The sequence below is a fragment of the Citrobacter sp. Cb023 genome (genome assembly GCF_030336805.1).
GTDB classification, from domain to species: domain Bacteria; phylum Pseudomonadota; class Gammaproteobacteria; order Enterobacterales; family Enterobacteriaceae; genus Citrobacter; species Citrobacter braakii.
Genome location: NZ_JAOWCV010000040.1, coordinates 543,052 through 564,804 on the forward strand (window position 1 = coordinate 543,052; position 21,753 = coordinate 564,804).

Sequence of the window (21,753 nt, forward strand, 5' to 3'; positions counted from 1 at the left end):
AGACAATGGGTATGGCTTGTCGACTTCGACAGGCCAGGCCCCTTAAGGAGAGGACAATGGTTGCGGTAAGAAGTGCACATATAAATAAAGCTGGTGAGTTTGATCCAAAGAAATGGATCGCGAGTCTGGGGATCTCCAGCCAGCAGTCGTGTGAACGCTTAGCCGAAACCTGGGCGTACTGCCAGCAGCAGACACAGGGGCATCCGGATGCGGATCTGCTGCTGTGGCGTGGCGTGGAGATGGTTGAAATACTCTCCATGTTGAGCATGGATATCGACACGCTGCGCGCAGCAATGCTGTTCCCTCTGGCAGATGCCAACGTGGTCAGTGAAGACATCCTGCGCGAGAGCGTGGGCAAATCCATTGTTCATCTTATCCACGGCGTGCGGGATATGGCGGCAATACGCCAGCTTAAGGCCACTCATACCGATTCAGTCTCTTCCGAACAGGTCGATAACGTTCGCCGCATGCTGCTGGCAATGGTGGATGATTTCCGCTGTGTGGTCATCAAGCTGGCGGAGCGGATTGCACATCTGCGTGAAGTGAAGGACGCACCGGAAGATGAACGCGTTCTGGCGGCAAAAGAGTGCACCAATATCTATGCGCCGCTGGCCAACCGTTTGGGTATCGGGCAATTAAAATGGGAACTGGAAGATTACTGCTTCCGTTACCTGCACCCGGCTGAATACAAACGTATTGCCAAGCTGCTGCACGAACGTCGCATCGATCGCGAGCATTACATTGATGAGTTCGTCGGTCATTTGCGCTCAGAGATGAAAACGGAAGGCGTCAAAGCCGAAGTGTACGGACGTCCGAAACACATCTACAGCATCTGGCGCAAAATGCAGAAAAAGCAGCTGGCCTTCGATGAACTTTTCGACGTGCGCGCGGTGCGTATCGTGGCGGAGCGTTTACAGGACTGCTATGCCGCGCTCGGGATAGTGCATACTCACTATCGCCATCTGCCGGATGAGTTCGATGACTATGTCGCTAACCCGAAACCCAACGGCTATCAGTCAATTCATACGGTTGTGCTGGGACCGGGCGGCAAAACCATTGAAATTCAGATCCGTACGAAACAGATGCATGAAGATGCCGAACTGGGCGTTGCGGCACACTGGAAGTACAAAGAGGGCACTGCTTCCGGCGTGGCGCGTTCTGGTCATGAAGATCGTATTGCATGGCTGCGTAAGCTGATCGCCTGGCAGGAAGAGATGGCGGACTCTGGCGAAATGCTGGATGAAGTCCGTAGCCAGGTCTTTGATGACCGAGTGTACGTCTTTACGCCAAAAGGCGACGTTGTGGACTTACCTGCGGGCTCCACACCGCTCGATTTTGCTTATCATATTCACAGTGATGTGGGGCATCGTTGCATTGGCGCGAAAATTGGCGGACGCATCGTACCGTTTACCTACCAGCTGCAGATGGGCGATCAAATTGAAATTATCACCCAGAAACAGCCCAACCCAAGCCGCGACTGGCTGAACCCTAACCTCGGCTATGTCACCACCAGTCGGGGGCGTTCGAAGATCCACGCCTGGTTCCGTAAACAGGACCGCGACAAAAACATCCTTGCTGGCCGCCAGATCCTCGACGATGAGCTGGCGCATTTAGGCATTAGCCTGAAAGAAGCGGAAAAGCACCTGCTGCCGCGCTACAGCTTCAATGAGCTGGATGAGCTGCTGGCGGCGATTGGTGGGGGGGACATTCGCCTCAACCAGATGGTGAACTTCCTGCAGGCGCAGTTTAATAAGCCGAGCGCAGCCGAACAGGATGCCGCCGCGCTGAAACAGCTTCAGCAGAAAACGCAGGCGCCGCAGAGTCGCCGTAAAGACGATGGTCGCGTGGTGGTGGAAGGGGTGGGTAACCTGATGCACCACATCGCGCGCTGCTGCCAGCCGATTCCAGGCGATGAAATTGTCGGGTTTATCACTCAGGGCCGCGGTATTTCCGTGCACCGGGCGGATTGCGAACAGTTGACCGAGCTGCGCTCCCATGCGCCGGAACGTATTGTTGATGCGGTTTGGGGCGAAAGCTACTCGGCAGGATATTCGCTGGTGGTTCGCGTCCAGGCTAACGATCGCAGCGGCTTATTACGTGATATCACCACGATTCTTGCCAACGAGAAGGTGAACGTGCTGGGGGTTGCCAGCCGGAGTGATACCAAACAGCAGTTGGCTACCATCGATATGACCATCGAAATCTATAACCTGCAGGTGCTCGGGCGCGTGCTTGGCAAGCTGAACCAGGTGCCGGATGTGATCGACGCACGTCGTCTGCACGGTAATTAATTATTTTATAGGCCAGATAAGTTTGCATGCCTGGTGAGGCGCGTTAGCGTTGCCATCAGGCATTGCCATGTTGCCGGATATCGGCTGTCGTCTTATCTGGCCTCGCGTATTGAAATTTCAGGATATTCCAATGAATCAAATCGACCGACTGCTCGGTATTATGCAGCGCCTGCGCGACCCGGAAAACGGTTGTCCCTGGGATAAAGAGCAGACATTCGCCACTATTGCCCCTTACACCCTCGAAGAAACCTATGAAGTGCTGGACGCAATTGCGCGGGAAGACTTCGACGACCTGCGTGGAGAGCTGGGTGACTTGCTGTTCCAGGTGGTGTTTTACGCCCAGATGGCGCAGGAAGAAGGACGTTTCGATTTCAATGATATTTGCGCCGCCATCAGCGATAAGCTTGAGCGTCGCCACCCACATGTTTTTGCTGATGTTTCTGCCAGTAACAGCACTGAGGTGTTGACCCGCTGGGAGCAAATCAAAAGCGAAGAACGCGCCCAGAAGGCGCAGCATTCCGCACTCGACGATATTCCCCGTAGTTTACCGGCGTTAATGCGCGCCCAAAAAATCCAGAAACGCTGCTCTAATGTTGGCTTCGACTGGAAAACATTAGGACCGGTTGTCGACAAGGTTTACGAAGAGATCGATGAAGTCATGTTTGAGGCGAAGCAGGCTGTTGTCGACCAGGCTAAACTGGAGGAGGAAATGGGCGACCTGTTGTTTGCGACGGTCAATATGGCTCGGCATTTAGGCACTAAAGCTGAGATCGCATTGCAAAAAGCGAACGAGAAATTTGAGCGCCGTTTTCGTGAGGTTGAGCGAATTGTAGCGGCTCGGGGTCTGGAAATGACTGGTGTTGATCTGGAAACTATGGAAGAAGTCTGGCAACAGGTAAAACGGCAGGAAATTGATCTCTAAGGGATTTCGTCGGTCAAGGGCGATTTGTGTGATTTTTTAAATAACAAGCGCTTGATTTACGTCAAAAACATTTACCCCAAAGGGGCTATTTTCTCACTCCCGATGTTTATGTGAGCCTGGTGAAGAGGAGGAATAATGAAAGTTTGTGGCGCTCGTCATGTTCGGGTATACTACTTTCCCGTCTTGGTAATTCCATCGTTTCACCCTAACTTCTCAGGTCCAGCATGACAACGAACTATATTTTTGTGACCGGCGGGGTCGTATCCTCTCTGGGTAAAGGCATTGCCGCAGCCTCCCTGGCAGCCATTCTTGAGGCTCGTGGCCTCAACGTGACCATGATGAAACTGGATCCGTACATCAACGTCGATCCAGGTACTATGAGTCCAATCCAACACGGGGAAGTGTTCGTTACTGAAGACGGCGCTGAAACCGACCTGGACCTGGGTCACTATGAGCGTTTCATTCGTACCAAAATGACTCGCCGCAATAACTTCACTACCGGTCGAATTTACTCCGATGTCCTGCGCAAAGAGCGCCGTGGCGACTATCTGGGTGCAACCGTACAGGTTATCCCGCACATCACCAACGCGATTAAAGAGCGTGTCCTTGCCGGTGGCGAAGGTCATGACGTCGTTCTGGTTGAAATCGGCGGTACGGTCGGTGATATCGAATCCCTGCCATTCCTGGAAGCGATTCGCCAATTAGCGGTAGATATCGGTCGTGAACACGCGCTGTTCATGCACCTGACTCTGGTTCCTTACCTGGCCGCTGCCGGTGAAGTCAAAACTAAACCGACTCAGCACTCGGTAAAAGAGTTGCTGTCGATTGGTATCCAGCCTGACATTCTGATCTGTCGTTCCGATCGCGCGGTTCCGGCCAACGAACGTGCAAAAATTGCATTGTTCTGTAACGTGCCAGAAAAAGCCGTTATTTCAATGAAAGATGTCGATTCCATCTATAAAATTCCAGGCCTGTTGAAATCCCAGGGCCTTGACGATTATATTTGTAAACGATTCAGCTTGAACTGTCCGGAAGCTAATCTGTCAGAATGGGAACAGGTTATCTACGAAGAAGCGAATCCGGCAGGCGAAGTGACTATCGGTATGGTCGGCAAGTATATTGAACTGCCGGATGCCTATAAGTCAGTTATCGAAGCATTGAAGCACGGTGGTCTGAAGAATCGTGTCACCGTCAACATTAAGCTGATCGATTCGCAAGATGTCGAAACGCGCGGCGTTGAGATCCTGAAAGGTCTTGATGCAATCCTGATCCCTGGCGGCTTCGGCTACCGTGGTGTTGAAGGTAAGATCGCGACAGCGCGCTTTGCGCGTGAAAACAATGTTCCTTATCTGGGTATTTGCCTGGGTATGCAGGTTGCGTTGATTGAGTTTGCACGTAACGTAGTGGGTATGGATAACGCCAACTCCACGGAATTTGTGCCAGACTGTAAGTACCCGGTGGTGGCCCTGATTACCGAATGGCGCGATGAAGACGGCAACGTTGAAGTCCGTACCGAGAAGAGCGATCTGGGCGGCACAATGCGCCTTGGCGCCCAGCAGTGTCAGTTGAGCGACGATAGCCTGGTTCGTCAGCTGTACGGCGCGCCGACAATTGTTGAACGCCATCGCCACCGTTACGAAGTCAACAATATGCTGTTGAAACAGATTGAAGCTGCGGGTCTGCGTATTGCAGGCCGTTCCGGTGATGATCAGTTGGTCGAGATCATTGAGGTACCGAATCATCCGTGGTTCGTGGCCTGTCAGTTCCACCCGGAATTTACTTCCACGCCACGTGATGGGCACCCGCTGTTTGCCGGCTTTGTGAAAGCCGCCAGTGAACATCAGAAGCGTCAGGCGAAGTAAGAAGTAAAAAAGTTAGAACGGCAATGCACCCATCCGGGTGCATTGTTTGTCTGGAGTTTTAGTTTAACTTGTACTGAGGAAAATCTAATGTCCAAAATCGTTAAAATCATCGGTCGTGAAATCATCGACTCCCGTGGTAACCCGACTGTTGAAGCCGAAGTACACCTGGAAGGTGGTTTCGTTGGTATGGCAGCAGCTCCGTCAGGTGCTTCTACTGGTTCCCGCGAAGCACTGGAACTGCGCGACGGCGACAAATCCCGTTTCATGGGTAAAGGCGTACTGAAAGCTGTTGCAGCTGTTAACGGCCCAATTGCTCAGGCTCTGCTGGGTAAAGATGCTAAAGATCAGGCTGGCATCGACAAGATCATGATCGATCTGGACGGTACTGAAAACAAATCCAACTTCGGTGCAAACGCCATCCTGGCTGTGTCCCTGGCGAACGCCAAAGCAGCTGCTGCTGCTAAAGGCCTGCCGCTGTATGCACACATCGCTGAACTGAACGGTACTCCGGGCAAATACTCCATGCCGGTTCCGATGATGAACATCATCAACGGTGGTGAGCACGCTGACAACAACGTTGACATCCAGGAGTTCATGATTCAGCCGGTTGGCGCTAAAACCCTGAAAGAAGCCGTACGTATGGGTTCTGAAGTGTTCCACAACCTGGCTAAAGTTCTGAAAGCTAAAGGTATGAACACTGCAGTGGGTGACGAAGGCGGCTACGCGCCGAACCTGGGTTCCAACGCTGAAGCTCTGGCTGTAATCGCTGAAGCGGTTAAAGCAGCTGGCTACGAGCTGGGCAAAGACATCACCCTGGCGATGGACTGTGCAGCTTCTGAATTCTACAAAGACGGTAAATACGTTCTGGCTGGCGAAGGCAACAAAGCATTCACCTCCGAAGAATTCACCCACTTCCTGGAAGAACTGACCAAACAGTACCCGATCGTGTCCATCGAAGATGGTCTGGACGAGTCTGACTGGGACGGTTTCGCATACCAGACTAAAGTTCTGGGCGACAAAATCCAGCTGGTTGGTGACGATCTGTTCGTAACCAACACCAAGATCCTGAAAGAAGGCATCGAAAAAGGCATCGTTAACTCCATCCTGATCAAATTCAACCAGATCGGTTCTCTGACCGAAACTCTGGCTGCGATCAAAATGGCGAAAGACGCTGGCTACACCGCTGTCATCTCTCACCGTTCTGGCGAAACTGAAGACGCTACCATCGCTGACCTGGCTGTTGGTACCGCTGCAGGCCAGATCAAAACCGGTTCTATGAGCCGTTCTGATCGCGTTGCTAAGTACAACCAGCTGATTCGTATCGAAGAAGCTCTGGGTGAACAAGCGCCGTACAACGGTCGTAAAGAGATCAAAGGTCAGGCGTAATCCTGTTCTTTAACTCTTAACGTAAAAACCCGCTGCGGCGGGTTTTTTTATGCCGCTAAACTAAAGCAGTAGCGGTAAGGTCGCACTGGCGGTTTTCTGGCTCACATCACTGTACTTTTCATCCAGAGCAATCAGTGACGTGGTGAGCAGTTCTACCAACAGCATCACTCCCACCTTGGCGTTTAGCGCACCAGCACTCAACGGACCTTCTGGTTTGGCTGCGACCAGTTGAATATCACTCAGCGAAGCCAACGGACTGCGCGGCGTATTACTCAACGCCAGTACGCGCGCGCCTTGCTTACGCGCCAGTTTAACGACATGCAGCAGATCGCGCGTGGAGCCTGAGCTGGAAATCGCCACCACGAGCGTGTCTTTGCTTAGCGTTGTGGCGTTCATGGCTGCGCGATGCATATCGCTGAACATTTGTGCGGGTTTGCCCAAGCGCAGGAGTTTGTAATGTAAATACTCCCCCAGAATGGCGCTGGCCGCTACGCCATAAATCTGTACCGACTGCGCCTGATGCAGCGCAAGAGCGGCTGCTTCAAGTAATGCTCTGTCGAGTAATTTTGCGGTGTCCTGCAGTGCTTGCACGGATTCATTGACCACATTGTCAATTTCATCCCCGCTGTGCTCTACCGGCTGTTCTTGCTGGAGATCGAGTGCCAGCGCCATTTTGAACTCGTTATAGCCCTTACACCCCAGCGTACGGCACAGCCGTGTGACGCTAGCTTCGCTGGTGTCGCTTTCACGCGCCAGTTCGGTAATCGTCAGGTAGACAACTTTTGCCGGATCGCTTAGCACAAACTCTCCCAGCTTCTGTTGTGTTCGGCTATATCCGTCAACGCTCTGGCGCAATCTCAGCAGCAGGTTTTCATTTTCTGACATGCAAAATCCTTAATGCGTTTCTCTGCTGATAGTGTGGCGGAAAGCAGGGGAGAGATGCCAGTCATTTTAAAAAAGTATGATCGGCTTCCTGGTTTTTGATGATGATTTTCATTTATAAAAATAATTATGGTAAAAATTTTCATCACTAGTCGGGGAGATGAAAAAATGATGCAAATGTTTAGCGGCGCCTCATCGGGTGCATGGTTTGAAAAAGCGCAGCGCTTCGGCAAATCCTTCATGCTGCCGATTGCGGTATTGCCCGCCGCGGGACTGTTGTTAGGGATTGGCGGCGCACTGTCGAATCCAAACACATTGACGGCTTATCCGTTTTTGGATGTCGACTGGTTGCAGGCAATCTTCACAATCATGACCAGCGCCGGTTCTATTGTGTTTGCCAATCTTTCGGTGTTGTTCGCAGTGGGTGTCGCTGTAGGACTGGCGAAAACGGATAAAGGTACCGCCGGGCTGGCGGCATTGCTGGCATTTTTGGTGATGAATGCCACTATCAATGCCTTATTGACCCTCAACGGGACACTGGCGCACGAGAACCCGGGTGCCGTTGGCCAGGGGATGACGCTGGGTATTCAGACGCTGGAAACGGGCGTGTTTGGTGGGGTGGTTATTGGTCTTGTCACCTGCGCGCTGCATAGCCGTTTCAATAAAGTCTCACTACCTCAGTTCCTTGGTTTCTTCAGCGGTTCGCGCTTTGTACCGATTATTAGCTCCCTTGCCGCGATTGTCGTGGGGGCTGTCATGACAGTGGTTTGGCCGCATTTCCAGAAACTCATTTTTGGGCTGGGTGGTCTGGTGGATGCGACGGGTTATCTGGGGACACTATTGTACGGCTTCATCCTGCGTATGCTTGGCCCACTGGGTTTACACCATATCTTTTATTTGCCGTTCTGGACGACGGCGCTTGGCGGTAGCGAAATCGTCAACGGCCAGTTGGTTGAAGGTACGCAGCGGATTTTCTTTGCCCAACTTGCCGATCCGAATACGCAGCAGTTCTATGCGGGCACCTCGCGCTTTATGTCCGGGCGATTCATTACCATGATGTTTGGCCTGCTTGGCGCATGCCTGGCGATGTACCACACTGCCAAGCCGGAGAACAGAAAGCTTGTCGCCGGCCTGCTGTTGTCGGCAGCCCTGACCTCTTTCCTGACGGGGATCACTGAGCCTATCGAGTTCTCCTTCCTCTTTGTGGCTCCCGTGTTATATGTCATTCACGCCTTCTTCGATGGCCTGGCGTTTATGATGGCTCATATTTTACATATCACTATTGGGCAAACTTTTTCGGGTGGGCTTATCGATTTCCTCCTCTTCGGCGTCTTACAAGGGGAAGCTAAAACCAACTGGATGTACGTTCCCATGGTGGGGATACCGTGGTTCTTCCTTTACTACTTTACCTTCCGCTATTTGATTAACCGCTTTGGCTGGCTGACACCTGGGCGTGAAAACGTAACCCCAATTGAATCCGGTCTGCCTCAAAGTGAACGCGCTGCGGCAGTCATCTCTGGGCTGGGAGGCAAAGAGAATCTGGAAGAGGTGGACTGTTGCGCCACACGCTTACGCGTGACGGTGAAAGAGAGCAGCAAGGTAGATGAAGCGGCGCTGAAAGCGACCGGAGCACGTGGCGTTATTATTCGCGGTAAAGGTGTTCAGGTGATTTATGGCCCGCATGTCACCATCATTAAAAACGAAGTCGAAGAGATCTTATCGTAATGAAAACTGTACTGGATTGCCTGAAAGGTAAATTAATCGTCTCCTGTCAGGCGCTGGAAAATGAGCCTCTGCACAGTCCATTTATTATGTCGCGTATGGCGTTGGCGGCAGCACAGGGCGGTGCGGTAGGTATCCGTGCGAACAGCGTGGTGGATATTCGCGCTATCAAAGAGATCGTCTCACTGCCGGTGATTGGGATTATCAAGCGCGATTATCCGGGTAGTGATGTGTTTATCACGGCCACCCTGCAGGAAGTGGATGAGTTGATGACCGTTGAGCCGGAAATTATTGCTCTGGACGCGACAGCGCGCCCGCGCCCTGGTGGGCAAACGCTGGAAGAACTGGTCGCACAAGTCCGCGCTCGCTACCCGTCCGTACTGCTGATGGCGGATATCGCCACTGTAGACGAGGCGGTGACCGCCGAGCGTCTGGGGTTTGACTGCGTGGGCACTACGCTCTACGGCTATACCGCTGACACTGTCGGGCATGTGCTGGCGGAAAACGACTGCGGTTTTTTACGTGAGGTGTTGGCTGCGGTCAGCATACCGGTCGTGGCGGAAGGAAACGTCGATACCCCGGAACGTGCTGCACGTTGCCTGGCATTAGGTGCCCATACCGTGGTGGTTGGAGGGGCTATCACGCGTCCGCAGCAGATTACGGCACGCTTTGCCGCGGCGATCGCCGCGTAAAGCATCGATGGGGCATGATACTTTGGCGGGGATCTGCGATAATTATCGTTTATCCCCATATTGAGAGCGCTATGCAGTACCCGATTAACGAGATGTTCCAGACCCTGCAAGGTGAGGGTTACTTTACCGGCGTCCCCGCCATTTTTATTCGTTTACAGGGATGCCCGGTTGGCTGTGCCTGGTGCGATACCAAACACACCTGGGATAAGCTTGAGGATCGGGAAGTTTCCCTGTACAGCATCCTGGCTAAGACCAAAGAGAGCGATAAATGGGGCGCGGCGAGCAGCGAGGATCTGCTGGCGGTCATTGTGCGTCAGGGCTATACCGCCCGTCACGTGGTGATAACCGGTGGCGAGCCCTGCATTCATGACCTGGTGCCGCTGACAGACCTGCTGGAAAAGAACGGCTTTAGCTGCCAGATTGAAACCAGCGGTACCCACGAAGTGCGCTGTACGCCGAATACCTGGGTGACCGTATCGCCGAAGGTGAATATGCGCGGCGGTTATGATGTGCTGTCGCAGGCGCTGGAGCGTGCGAATGAAATCAAACATCCGGTTGGTCGCGTTCGCGATATTGAAGCGCTGGATGAACTGCTGGCTACGTTGAGCGACGACAAACCGCGTATCATCGCCTTACAGCCAATCAGCCAGAAAGAAGATGCTACGCGTTTGTGTATTGATACCTGTATCGCGCGTAACTGGCGTCTGTCGATGCAGACCCATAAATATCTGAATATCGCCTGATGATAATGGGTTTATCGGCCTGCATTGAGTGCTACATGCAGGCCGGATAACCTTATGCGTTAGACCAGCTCTGAATCGAATTGACGTTATTCAGGCCGCCATGCAGTACTTCATACGACTTTTTCAGGATCACATCGGTGTGCTGGGTTAAATCGCGGAAAATCCCTTTGTTCAGCGCGTCATAGCGTCTGGCGTTGCTTTCTATTGGTGTGAATACATCTTTCACCCGAACCATTTTTTCTATCGCGGTCTCATAGTTCGGATAGAGACCAAGCCCTACCGCCGTGTTAATTGCCGCGCCCAGGCTGGCGCAACCGTTAATGGCATTCCGTCTTGCTGGAAGATTGAACACGTCGGCAAAGATTTGCATGAATAGATCACTGTTTGAACCGCCGCCCGTAATGATAACTTGTTTAGCGAAGTGATTCATTTCGTTACACATATTGTCGTAATTGTTTTTCAGCGTCAGCGCAACGCTCTCCAGAATAGAGCGGTAAATCCAGGCGTAGTCCATGCTGGAGTCAAAGCCAATCATGATCCCACGTTTGAACGGTTCCCACGGGTTGGTCAGCCAGTCCAGGACGGTCATCAGGCCATTGCAACCGGGTGGTACGCTGGCCGCTTTCTTATTCAGCAAATCTTCCGGCGACAGATCCTGTGCTTTCGCATCCTGGATTAGTGATTCCCCCAACATATCCCGCAGCCAACTGACCGTCCACATCCCTTTGCGAATGCCATAGCCTTCGTAGAGCAGCGTTTGCGGAATCGAAGACATAATTGGCCAATAAGCGATTGGATCTTTGGGCAGCGCTTTGCCGTTCATCATCAGGGCGATATAGGTGCCTAATGAGATCACCGCGGTTTCGTCGTCCAGCAATCCTGCGCCCAGGGCCTCTACCGGTTTGTCGCTGGTGGTGCAAACCACCGGTAATCCGGCGGGGAAGCTGGTCGCTTTCGCCGCTGCATCCGTCAGGTGCCCGAGCACGGTTCCCGGCATCTGCACCTCGAACAGCATCCTGCGCGGGATATTGAATTTCTTCACCACCTCCGGGTCGTCGCTCCATGTCCAGGTTTTGTAATCCACCGGCCACTGACCAAAGTAGTTGGCGATATTGTCTTTAAATTCACCGGTTAAGCGATGTGACAAATAACCTGAAAATGAGGTGACGTAAGCCACATCATGATTGGCGTGCTCATAGGGGCGGGTGACGCGCGCGTCCTGCCAGCTGATCAATGGCGCAGCGGGCGTGCCGTCTGCTTTGAGCAATGCGCGACAGCAGCGAATGGAGCCCAGACCAATCCCGACAATGTCTTTTGGATCTCCCGCGAACTGGCTCATTAAGTCTTTGCCAGCAAAACACAATGAAGCCCATAAATCGTCGTCCGGATGCTCTGCCGTATCGGCGTCGGGAGTAAACATCGGTTGCAGGAGACCTTTTCCTTCACACACCACGTTACCTTCCAGATCGTACATCACAACCTTGGTACTCTGACTTCCGCCATCAATTCCAATGATGTATTTCTTTGACATTGTCATTCTCCTTTAATTTTCCATCTTCACTCGCCGGAGGTTTCTGCGGCCAGTGAGGTTATCTTTTCCGGTGCGGCGTTGTTGGTGCGAATTTTGCGAAACAATAAGAACGTGAAGAGGATGACCATGCACAGCGCCGCCAGTCCCATCAGCCACATATTGCGATAGGCTTGTGCCGCTGGGAGCGTATCCTGCCAGTGGCCGACAATCGGATAGACGAACACGTCGGGCAGAAAACCGATCACCGAGCAGATCCCTACGGTGGTTCCCATGATGTAAGAAGGGGTTCTGGCCTCGCCGGGACAGGCCCAGTAAAGCCCGCGCGAGGCGTAGCAGGTGAAGCCCAGCAGCAGAATCAGGCCGATCCCCATAACTACGGACTGCGGATTTGAGTTCGTCACCAGCAGGGCAATCAGCGCAGCGGCGCCGACAATTGAAAGCAGTTGCACCACGCGCGTTGGCGACTTAATTTTGCTGTAGGTGGTGATGATGCCGCCCAGTGGCCCACAGATAGCCCGGAAGATCTTGTTGATGACGATCCCCATGTAGCTCGCCGCGACCAGCGACATGCCGTACATTTCAGTCAGATAGTTGGTGGAGTAGCTGAGAATGGCGTAGATCGTAAAGACGCCAAAAATAACCATGCTGCAATACCAGGTGGTGCTGATACGCAGCACGGCGATGATATCTTTGAGCTGAAACGCCTGCTTATCCTCTTTCGCACCGTGGCTGCGGCTGTTGCCATCGTTCACGAAGAACCAGCACAAAATTCCCAACAGGATGTAAACCACGCTATAAATCAGGATCACGGCCTTCAGGCTGTTGCTGTCATCCGGTGCGAAGCGAGAAAAGACCCACATGGTAAATACCGCCAGCGACATGACGCCGACACCGCGCAGGCCTTCCATCCAGCCCATGATTTTCCCTTGTTCACTGTGATCCCCCAGCAGCGAGGCGGCTTTAATTGATACCGACCACAGCATCAGGATTGTCGTGATGGCAAAGGCGACCTGAATACAGAGCATGACCCACAGCGGTGGATAGGTCATCATCAGCAGACCGAGCAAGCCGGTAATTATCATGGCTGAAGTGATCATTTTGCGATGGGAGAATTTATCGGCAATAACGCCGCTGGGCGCATACAGAATAATAGCGGCAACGCCAAAGGTACTCATTATTAATCCAATTTCGGTATTGCTAAATCCCATGAATTTTGCCATGGGAATTTGATAGATATAACGTAAATAGGCTAAATCAAAACTAACGCCACCGCTGAAACTAATAATGGCGAGTGTTATCCAACGGCGATATGAGGATTGTTGCATATCGGGCTCTCATTTTATGCAGACAAAAAAAAGAGAAAAGTAAACCGCCCTTTCAGGTGGATTACTTTTCTCAGGTCTCTAGTAATTGCGCTTAGAAATAACATGGAAGTGTGGGTTATAGTGTGAGAATAATCACGCTTCTTGTTTTTAGTCATCAATACAGAATGAACAAAACATCTGTGATTTTGATCACGTTAGATATTTTCTCGTTATGCTAAAAATTCATTCCAGTTACCAGAGATAATGAGAAAGGTGACTTCCCTCTAGCGGGGGAAGTTGCCTTTCTTTTTTTTTGCCTAAAGGAATTTGGAGCCAGCTATGTCAATCGAATCTCTCAATGCATTCTCAATGAATTTTTTCTCCCTGAAAGGGAAAACGGCGATCGTAACGGGTGGCAACAGCGGTCTGGGTCAGGCTTTTGCGATGGCGCTGGCGAAAGCCGGGGCGAATCTGTTTATCCCAAGTTTTGTAAAAGATAACGGTGAAACGAAGGAAATCATTGAGAAACAGGGTGTTGAAGTTGAATTCATGCAGGTGGATATCACCGAGAAAGGTGCCCCGCAGAAGATTATTGCCGCCTGCTGCGAGCGTTTTGGCACCGTTGATATTCTGGTGAACAACGCCGGAATTTGTAAGCTGAATAAGGTACTGGACTTTGGTCGTGCGGACTGGGATCCGATGATTGACGTCAACCTGACGGCGGCGTTTGAACTGAGCTACGAAGCGGCAAAAATTATGATTCCGCAAAACAGCGGTAAAATTATAAATATCTGTTCTTTGTTCTCTTATCTTGGCGGACAGTGGTCTCCGGCTTATTCAGCGACAAAACATGCGCTTGCTGGTTTTACCAAGGCGTATTGCGATGAATTGGGGCAATATAATATTCAGGTTAACGGTATCGCACCGGGATATTATGCAACGGATATTACGCTGGCTACGCGCAGCAATCCGGAAACGAATCAGCGCGTATTGGATCATATCCCGGCTAATCGTTGGGGCGATACCCAGGATTTAATGGGGGCTGCGATATTCCTTGCCAGTCAGGCTTCTAATTATGTTAACGGTCATTTACTGGTCGTCGATGGCGGTTATTTAGTTCGCTAATATCTACCTATAGTTTCTGTATTATTAATTGTTCTGCTAATTATCAGGAAGGAATAGCTATGCCTTTATTTCGCGAAGCGATTGTTGACCAGTTAAAAGAAATTGTTGGGTCCGAACGCGTAATTACCGATGAAACGGTATTAAAGAAAAACAGTATTGACCGCTTTCGTAAATATGCCGACATTCACGGCGTTTACACGCTGCCCATTCCGGCGGCAGTGGTAAAACTCGGTTCGACAGAGCAGGTTTCCCGCGTTCTGGCGTTTATGGACCAACATAAAATCAATGGGGTTCCGCGTACCGGGGCATCCGCGACGGAAGGGGGTCTGGAAACCGTCGTCAAAGACTCTGTGGTCCTTGACGGGACAGGGATGAACCAGATCCTAAGCATTGATATTGAAAATATGCAGGCGACCGCTCAATGCGGCGTGCCGCTTGAGATTCTGGAAAATGCATTGCGCGAAAAAGGATATACCACCGGGCATTCGCCGCAGTCTAAGCCGCTGGCGCAGATGGGCGGCCTGGTTGCAACCCGCAGCATCGGGCAGTTCTCCACTCTTTACGGTGCCATTGAAGATATGGTCGTGGGGCTGGAGGCGGTGCTGCCGGACGGCACGGTAACCCGCATCAAGAACGTGCCACGCCGGGCTGCCGGGCCGGACATTCGCCACATCATCATTGGGAACGAAGGCGCACTGTGCTATATCACTGAAGTAACAGTGAAAATCTTCAAGTTCACGCCGGAAAATAACCTTTTTTACGGCTACATTCTGGACGATATGAAAATCGGTTTCGACATCCTGCGTGAAGTGATGGTGGAAGGCTACCGTCCTTCGATTGCACGCCTGTATGACGTCGAGGATGGTACCCAGCACTTCACTCACTTCGCTGACGGGAAATGCGTGTTGATCTTCATGGCTGAGGGCAATCCGCGAATGGCGCAAGCTACTGGCGAGGGCATTGCGGAGATCGTCGCGCGTTATCCACAGTGTAAGCGTGTGGACAGCAAGCTGATTGAGAACTGGTTTAACCATCTGAACTGGGGCCCGGAAAAAGTGGCTGCTGAACGCGTACAGATCCTGAAAACCGGCAATATGGGCTTTACGACGGAAGTTTCCGGCAGCTGGAGCTGCATCCATCAAATTTACGAAAACGTGATCCATCGTATTCGTACTGAATTCCCACACGCGGATGACATCACCATGCTGGGCGGTCACTCTTCCCATAGTTATATCAACGGTACCAACATGTACTTTGTGTATGACTACAACGTGGTGGACTGCAAGCCGGAAGAGGAGATTGATAAGTACCACAACCCGCTTAACAAGATTATTTGCGAAGAGACGATCCGTCTTGGCGGCTCAATGGTACATCACCACGGCATTGGTAAGCACCGCGTTCACTGGAGCAAGCTGGAACATGGCAGCGCGTGGCCGCTGCTGGAAGGTCTGAAACGTCAGTTTGATCCAAACGGCATTATGAACACGGGAACGATCTACCCGATTGAGAAATAAACATCAGCTGGCTTCCTGATCGGGAAGCCACAATTTTACCGGACAGGGGTAGAAATGAACACTTCACCGGTGCGAATGGACGATTTACCGCTTAACGGTTTTCACTGTCGTATTGCCGCCTTGACCTTTGGTGCTCACCTTACCGACGGCTATGTTCTTGGTGTTGTCGGCTATGCCATTATTCAGTTAACACCTGCCATGCAGCTCACGCCGTTTATGACCGGGATGATTGGCGGCTCGGCGCTGCTCGGGTTGTTTCTCGGTAGTCTGGTGTTGGGCTGGATTTCAGACCACATTGGTCGACAGAAGATCTTCACTTTCAGCTTTGTGCTGATCACCATCGCCTCTTTTTTACAGCTTTTCGCCACTTCGCCAGAGCAGCTCATTGTGTTACGTATTCTGATTGGGATTGGGCTGGGAGGCGATTATTCCGTAGGGCACACTCTGTTGGCCGAATTTTCTCCACGACGACACCGGGGAGTGTTGCTGGGGGCTTTTAGCGTGGTATGGACCATCGGCTATGTGCTGGCAAGCCTGGCGGGGCACTATTTTATTACCGAAAGCCCGGATGCCTGGCGCTGGCTGCTGGCGTCGGCGGCGCTTCCCGCACTATTGATTACCCTGCTTCGCTGGGGGACGCCGGAATCGCCTCGCTGGCTGCTGCGCCAGGGGCGTTTCGCGGAAGCCCACGCTATTGTTCACCGATATTTTGGGGCGCACGTATTGCTCGGCGACGAGGTTTCTGCGGCGTCCGGGAAACATATCAAAACGCTCTTTTCCCCCCTCTACTGGCGGCGAACCGCGTTTAACAGCGTGTTTTTTGTTTGTCTGGTGATCCCGTGGTTTGTTATCTACACCTGGCTGCCTACCATTGCCGGGACCCTCGGCCTGGAGGATGCGCTCACCGCCAGCCTGCTGCTGAATGCGTTGTTAATCGTTGGCGCACTGCTGGGGCTGGTATTAACACATCTGCTGGCGCACCGCCGGTTTCTGCTTGGGAGTTTTTTTCTGTTGGCTGCCACGCTGGTGGTGATGGCTTTTCTGCCGTCCGGTAGCTCGTTAACTTTGCTGCTTTTTGTCCTGTTCAGCACCACAATTTCTGCGGTCAGTAATCTGGTAGGGATCCTGCCTGCTGAAAGCTTCCCGACGGATATCCGCTCGCTGGGCGTGGGTTTTGCGACGTCGATGAGCAGACTTGGCGCGGCAATCAGCACCGGCCTGCTGCCCTGGACGCTGGCGCAATGGGGGATGCAGGTCACGTTGCTGCTGCTGGCTGGCGTGCTCCTCATTGGATTTGTGGTGACCTGGCTATGGGCACCGGAAACGAAGGCATTGCCGTTGGTGGCGGCCGGAAGCGTGGAGAAAAGACAGGGAGGAGCAAATGAACATTCTGTTCGCGTTTAAGGCCGAACCAGACTCCGGCATGTTGGCGGAAAAAGACTGGCTGGCGGCGACGGAAGATACCCGTGGCCCGGACACCGCGCTGCTGCGCTGTTCTCCTGGTGCCGATGAGCAGGCGGCTGCGGCATTACTGCTGGCGCAACGTCGTGAAGGTTGTGATATGACGTTAACCGCGCTAAGCATTAGCGATGAGCGTGCTATTCATTGGTTGCGCTATTTTGCCGCGCTGGGTTTTGATAAGCCGGTGTTGCTGGAAACGACGGCGGATCTGCGCTTTGCGCCGGAATTCATTGCCCGGCAAATAACTGACTGGCAGCGTCATCACGGCGCGGATTTGATTATCACTGGCTGTCAGAGTAGCGAAGGGCAGAACGGGCAAACGCCATTTTTGATGGCTGAAATGTTGGCCTGGCCCTGCTTTACCCAGGTGGAGCGTTTTACGCTGACGCCGCCTTTTGTTGTTGTCGAACAGCGAACGACAACCGGGTTACGCCGCTGCCGGGTGCGGCTTCCGGCAGTGATTGCCGTCAGGCAATGTGGTGAAGTTGCGCTTCCCGTCCCCGGAATGCGTCAGCGTCTGGCGGCGGCAAAAGCGGCAATTTTACGTCAGCCAGCGTCCAGTGATGAAACTCCGAACGTGCAATGTCAGAAGCTGGCGCGACCGGCGCAGCGGCGCAGCGCCACGCTTATCGACGGCGCGACGGCGCAGGAAAAAGCGCGGATATTGTGGAATGATTATTTGCGCCAGAGGATGCAGCCATGAAGATCGTTGTGATTACGGAATCGGGTGAATGCGCTGCACTGGCAGGCTGGATTGCAGAAAACGCGCTTAATGCAGCAGAACTGGAACGCTGGACTCTAGACCCGATGCCGGACGTGGCGGAGCAGGTGCTGGACGCGCTGGCGACGCAGTGGTTGCTGACGCCAGCCGACATCCTGATTTTTCCGGCGGGTGCGCTGGGGGATGAGCTTGCGACGCGGCTGGCCTGGCGTCTGCACGGCGGCAGCGTTTGCCAGGTGCAGACGCTGGATGCGCAACAGGGGCTGGTGACGAAATCCCACTGGGGGAATGCGCTGACGGCCCGGCTACAAATCACCGCGCGTCCCTTGTGCCTTTCACTGGCGCGACAACCGGAAACGAGCGCGTCGGGCAACGCGCTGCCAGCGATGGTGGAGCGCCGGATTGCCTCCACCACACCTCCGGGCTGGCTGGATAGCGTAGAAAGCATCGACCGTGTTACAGCTCATCCTTTGTTGCAGGCCGGGCGTGTGCTGGTGGTAGGGCAGGGAAGAAGTGACGCCGATGCCGAAAAAATTACCGCTCTTGGTAAGGAGTTTGGTGCCGAAGTGGGATACAGCCGTGCACGGGTGATGAACGGTGGTTTTGACGCTGAGCGCGTGATTGGGATATCGGGGCATCTGCTTGCGCCGGATGTCTGCATTGTCGCGGGGGCATCCGGCGCGGCGGCGCTAATGGCCGGGGTTCGTCAGAGCCGGTTTGTGGTGGCGATAAACAGTGACGCCAGAGCGCCGGTCTTTTCACAGGCGGATGTCGGGATTGTGGATGACTGGCTGCCGGTGCTGGAGGCGTTGGCAGCCATCGCAGAAAATTAATTCAGGGGGATGCCGGGTCAGGTGTTTACACCGCTATCCGGCGGCTCGGGTTAATGCAGCTTTTTCGCTAACGTCCAGACGTCGGTGTTGGTAGTTGAAAGCGCTGCTACACCAGCTTTCATCGCATTGCGAGCGTCCTCTTCATCGCAAACCAGACCACCGGCAATCAACGGCTGGCGTATTTTTTCCGTCACCCATCCCAGCACTTTTGGCATGCATCCCGGCAGGATTTCAATACAGTCCGGGTTCGACTGTGCGACCTGCTTATCAATGTTGTGAAAGGAGATGGAGTCGACGATAAACAGGCGATGAATACAGAAAAAGCCCTCTGCCCGCGCCGCTTTCAGCATCGACGCTTTGGTACTGATGATGCCGTCGGCCTCGGTGACCAGCTTCAGAAACTGGATCACCACCTCTTTATTAGACGCGCCCTCCAGCAGATCAACGTGGATAAATGCGTATTTACCGGCAGTTTTAATCTTCTTCACGATATGGCTGATGGTGCAGATATTGCCGTACAAAACAGAGATGAACTGGCATTCGGAATCGATGGCTAATTGCAGACTGGCGTTGTCTTTCACCGCGGCAATGACAGGATTCTGGCGGAGCAGGTGTAACAGGGGCATAAATTATCCTATTAAATTATCCAAATCGGTAAGTGATGCCAAAGCCGGACGCGGGGTAGCGCCACTGTTGCAGCGTTTTTTCATCACACAGCAGTCGACAGGTGCCGCACTCCAGGCAGCCGCGAAAGCTGACCCGTAGCTCACCTTCCGCCGTAAGAGAAAACAGTCCGGCGGGGCAGGATGCGATCAGCCGTTGTGCCGTTTCGCTGTCAACAACGGTCGCAGGAACAATATGTGAAATGTCGGCGGGACGCCAGACGTTACGGGCTACAGACATCGTAAGCTCCTGATGATATCGCCTGCCAGATGACGCAGGCCGTGACGACGAAACTGACGCCAGACAATCTGGCGCAGCGGGGCTACCGGGCGGTCGCCCTGATGCCAGATTTCATGGGAAATAGCCTCCATCAGCATGGGCCATTGACGATACCATCCGGGGCGCTGGAGCAACGCCGGAACATCCCGGTAACGTTGCAGAACGTCCCACAGCAGGCTGTGCTGGATGTCGTGGTGATAAGCCGGAAACAGATTTTGCGGCTCGCGTTTCCGGCAGGCGTTAATCAATGTTTGCGCCGCCGCCTGAGCGCCAATGAGCGCCATATCCATGCCGCGAACGGAGAAACCGGTATTCACACAGCTGCGCAGCGCATCGCCCACCAGCAGCCAGCCTTCTCCTGCATATTGTACGGGCAGGCTGTGCAACCCGCCTTCTGGAACCAGATGCGCACCATATTCCAGCGTTTCGCTGCCTCTGAGCAGCGGATGTAACGCCGGATGCGTCTTGAGCCGCTCCAGCAGTTCAGCCGCCGGGACATCGCTTTGTGCCAAAGAGGAGAGCGGACAAACCACGCCCAGAGAGAGCGTCTCCTGATTGGTATAGAGAAACGCGCCGCCGGGAAGTTCGCCACAAATATTGCCACTGAACAGCATTGCCGCGCCTTCGTCATTGGATAAGCGGAAACGTTCCTCAAGTAACGATTTATCCAGCGCCAAAGTCTCTTTAATGCCTAATGCCATTGCGGTTGTCGAGGGACGCGGCAGGAATCCGTAGCGCTCGGCCAGTACGCTGTTTGCCCCTTCCGCCAGTACCACATAACGGGCGCGCAGCGTCTCGTTATCGGCAATAACGCCGCAGACTCTGCCCTCTTCGATATGGAGCGCCTCGACCGTCACACCGCTGATAAACTGTACGCCTTCGGCCTCGGCCTGGGGGACAAACCACGGGTCGAAGCGGGCGCGCAGCAGGCTCCATGAGTCTCCATCCGGTTGCAGGCTGGAGTACGTCGTTGCGCCATCGCGAGTTAACAGCGAGAGATTTTCCTGGGTAATTCGGCGTTCAAGTGGGGCTGAATGTTGGAAGTGGGGAAGAAGTTCACCGAGCGCGTGAGTATACAGACGCCCGCCGGAAAGGTTTTTACTGCCGGGAAGCTCGCCGCGTTCAATAAGCAAAACTGACAGTCCTGCTCGCACGCAGCGTAAAGCACAAGCGGTGCCCGCTATCCCTGCACCGATAATAATAATATCGAAATCGTCAGACATGTTGTGCTCCAGATATCCAGAGCACATAACCCTAACAGAGTGTTAGTTAAGGAAAATTGACCGTTGCCACAGACGATACAATCATTCCCCGCGATACACGCAGCCTGCTGTGCAGGTCTCTTTCACCATTACGGCACTCAGCAGAGGGACAACCGGTTTAACCTGATCCCAAATCCATTTGGCCAGTACTTCACTGGTTGGGTTTTCTAAGCCAGGAATATCGTTCAGATAGTAGTGATCGAGTCTGTTGTAAGTTGGCTTAAACGCGGCTTTTAACTCAGAAAAATCCATGATCCAACCGGTATGCGGATCGACTTCACCGGTAATTTCAAGACGCACCATAAATGAGTGACCATGCAGGCGGCCACACTTATGCCCTTCCGGTACATGCGGCAGGCGGTGAGCGGCTTCGAAGGTGAAATCTTTAAACAAGGTGGTGGACATTTTTTACTCTCAAGAATGCGAAAAACCGCCGTAGGGTACCGTAAAGAGCGAATTTTATCATTAGTTAAAAGGGCGCTGAGTATCAGAACGACCTATTCATGATGGTAATATTTAATAATTATTGATATATCATATGGTTATCCAATCTGTTTTGC

The 21,753-nt window shown here is 53.0% G+C and carries 18 protein-coding genes and 1 pseudogene; 12 read left to right on the forward strand and 7 right to left on the reverse strand.

Going from position 1 to position 21,753, the window contains the following annotated elements:
• Positions 1–56: 56 nt before the first annotated feature.
• The 4 genes from relA to eno all read left to right on the forward strand — a co-directional run bounded on the left by relA (position 57) and on the right by eno (position 6,461).
• Complete coding sequence (gene relA / locus OGW44_RS23420; RefSeq protein ID WP_016154235.1) at positions 57–2,291, forward strand: GTP diphosphokinase; 2,235 nt, start codon at positions 57–59, stop codon at positions 2,289–2,291.
• 130 nt (positions 2,292–2,421) lie between these two features.
• Positions 2,422–3,213, forward strand: coding sequence for a nucleoside triphosphate pyrophosphohydrolase (gene mazG / locus OGW44_RS23425; protein WP_049040397.1), 792 nt, complete (start codon positions 2,422–2,424; stop codon positions 3,211–3,213).
• 224 nt (positions 3,214–3,437) lie between these two features.
• Entirely contained in the window at positions 3,438–5,075 is a 1,638-nt protein-coding gene (gene pyrG / locus OGW44_RS23430; protein WP_016154233.1) for a glutamine hydrolyzing CTP synthase, read from the forward strand.
• Positions 5,076–5,162: 87 nt separating this feature from the next.
• Positions 5,163–6,461: a phosphopyruvate hydratase gene (eno, locus tag OGW44_RS23435; RefSeq protein ID WP_003034129.1), complete on the forward strand. Its 1,299-nt coding sequence runs from the start codon at positions 5,163–5,165 to the stop codon at positions 6,459–6,461.
• Positions 6,462–6,521: 60 nt separating this feature from the next.
• Here the strand turns inward: eno and OGW44_RS23440 are convergent, their stop codons facing one another.
• The gene (locus tag OGW44_RS23440; RefSeq protein ID WP_049040365.1) at positions 6,522–7,346 is read right to left on the reverse strand and encodes a MurR/RpiR family transcriptional regulator; all 825 of its coding nucleotides are present in this window, start codon (positions 7,344–7,346) and stop codon (positions 6,522–6,524) included.
• Between the two features lie 165 nt (positions 7,347–7,511).
• Here OGW44_RS23440 and OGW44_RS23445 point away from each other — a divergent pair, with 165 nt between their 5' ends.
• From OGW44_RS23445 to queE, 3 genes are all read left to right on the forward strand, one after another.
• Positions 7,512–9,068, forward strand: a complete 1,557-nt coding sequence (locus OGW44_RS23445) for a maltose/glucose-specific PTS transporter subunit IIC (protein WP_016157348.1) — start codon at positions 7,512–7,514, stop codon at positions 9,066–9,068.
• Complete coding sequence (locus tag OGW44_RS23450) at positions 9,068–9,757, forward strand: N-acetylmannosamine-6-phosphate 2-epimerase (protein WP_016154230.1); 690 nt, start codon at positions 9,068–9,070, stop codon at positions 9,755–9,757. Before OGW44_RS23445 ends, OGW44_RS23450 begins: the two co-directional genes overlap by 1 nt.
• Before the next feature lie 71 nt (positions 9,758–9,828).
• The gene (queE, locus tag OGW44_RS23455; RefSeq protein ID WP_185654463.1) at positions 9,829–10,500 is read left to right on the forward strand and encodes a 7-carboxy-7-deazaguanine synthase QueE; all 672 of its coding nucleotides are present in this window, start codon (positions 9,829–9,831) and stop codon (positions 10,498–10,500) included.
• Between the two features lie 52 nt (positions 10,501–10,552).
• Here queE and OGW44_RS23460 read toward each other — a convergent pair whose 3' ends face one another.
• Both OGW44_RS23460 and OGW44_RS23465 read right to left on the reverse strand, forming a co-directional pair.
• Positions 10,553–12,031 carry an FGGY-family carbohydrate kinase gene (locus OGW44_RS23460; RefSeq protein WP_185654464.1) on the reverse strand — a complete coding sequence of 493 codons (1,479 nt, stop codon included), beginning with the start codon at positions 12,029–12,031 and terminating at the stop codon, positions 10,553–10,555.
• A gap of 26 nt (positions 12,032–12,057) precedes the next feature.
• Positions 12,058–13,356: an MFS transporter gene (locus OGW44_RS23465; protein WP_103284164.1), complete on the reverse strand. Its 1,299-nt coding sequence runs from the start codon at positions 13,354–13,356 to the stop codon at positions 12,058–12,060.
• Positions 13,357–13,674: 318 nt separating this feature from the next.
• On the opposite strand from OGW44_RS23465, the gene OGW44_RS23470 reads away from it, so the two are divergent.
• The 5 genes and pseudogenes from OGW44_RS23470 (at position 13,675) to OGW44_RS23490 (ending at position 18,989) form a co-directional block, all read left to right on the forward strand.
• Positions 13,675–14,460 carry an SDR family oxidoreductase gene (locus OGW44_RS23470; RefSeq protein ID WP_016154226.1) on the forward strand — a complete coding sequence of 262 codons (786 nt, stop codon included), beginning with the start codon at positions 13,675–13,677 and terminating at the stop codon, positions 14,458–14,460.
• Positions 14,461–14,519: 59 nt separating this feature from the next.
• Positions 14,520–15,974, forward strand: a complete 1,455-nt coding sequence (locus OGW44_RS23475) for an FAD-binding oxidoreductase (RefSeq protein WP_185654465.1) — start codon at positions 14,520–14,522, stop codon at positions 15,972–15,974.
• A 45-nt stretch (positions 15,975–16,019) separates the two neighbouring features.
• A pseudogene (locus OGW44_RS23480) lies at positions 16,020–17,378 on the forward strand (MFS transporter); the annotation flags it as partial.
• The gene (locus OGW44_RS23485; RefSeq protein ID WP_016157340.1) at positions 17,356–18,138 is read left to right on the forward strand and encodes an adenine nucleotide alpha hydrolase family protein; all 783 of its coding nucleotides are present in this window, start codon (positions 17,356–17,358) and stop codon (positions 18,136–18,138) included. The pseudogene OGW44_RS23480 and the gene OGW44_RS23485, both read left to right, overlap by 23 nt.
• A complete protein-coding gene (locus tag OGW44_RS23490; RefSeq protein ID WP_016157339.1) occupies positions 18,135–18,989 on the forward strand; it encodes an electron transfer flavoprotein subunit alpha/FixB family protein in 855 nt (284 codons plus the stop codon). Before OGW44_RS23485 ends, OGW44_RS23490 begins: the two co-directional genes overlap by 4 nt.
• A gap of 50 nt (positions 18,990–19,039) precedes the next feature.
• Here OGW44_RS23490 and OGW44_RS23495 read toward each other — a convergent pair whose 3' ends face one another.
• The 4 genes from OGW44_RS23495 to queD all read right to left on the reverse strand — a co-directional run bounded on the left by OGW44_RS23495 (position 19,040) and on the right by queD (position 21,598).
• A complete protein-coding gene (locus tag OGW44_RS23495) occupies positions 19,040–19,615 on the reverse strand; it encodes a glycerol-3-phosphate responsive antiterminator (protein ID WP_016154221.1) in 576 nt (191 codons plus the stop codon).
• A 16-nt stretch (positions 19,616–19,631) separates the two neighbouring features.
• Positions 19,632–19,892: a ferredoxin family protein gene (locus OGW44_RS23500; RefSeq protein WP_075847512.1), complete on the reverse strand. Its 261-nt coding sequence runs from the start codon at positions 19,890–19,892 to the stop codon at positions 19,632–19,634.
• A complete protein-coding gene (locus OGW44_RS23505) occupies positions 19,883–21,154 on the reverse strand; it encodes an FAD-dependent oxidoreductase (protein ID WP_185654466.1) in 1,272 nt (423 codons plus the stop codon). The genes OGW44_RS23500 and OGW44_RS23505 overlap by 10 nt, the downstream gene beginning before the upstream one ends.
• Positions 21,155–21,235: 81 nt before the next feature.
• Complete coding sequence (gene queD / locus OGW44_RS23510) at positions 21,236–21,598, reverse strand: 6-carboxytetrahydropterin synthase QueD (RefSeq protein ID WP_016154218.1); 363 nt, start codon at positions 21,596–21,598, stop codon at positions 21,236–21,238.
• Positions 21,599–21,753 lie beyond the last annotated feature (155 nt).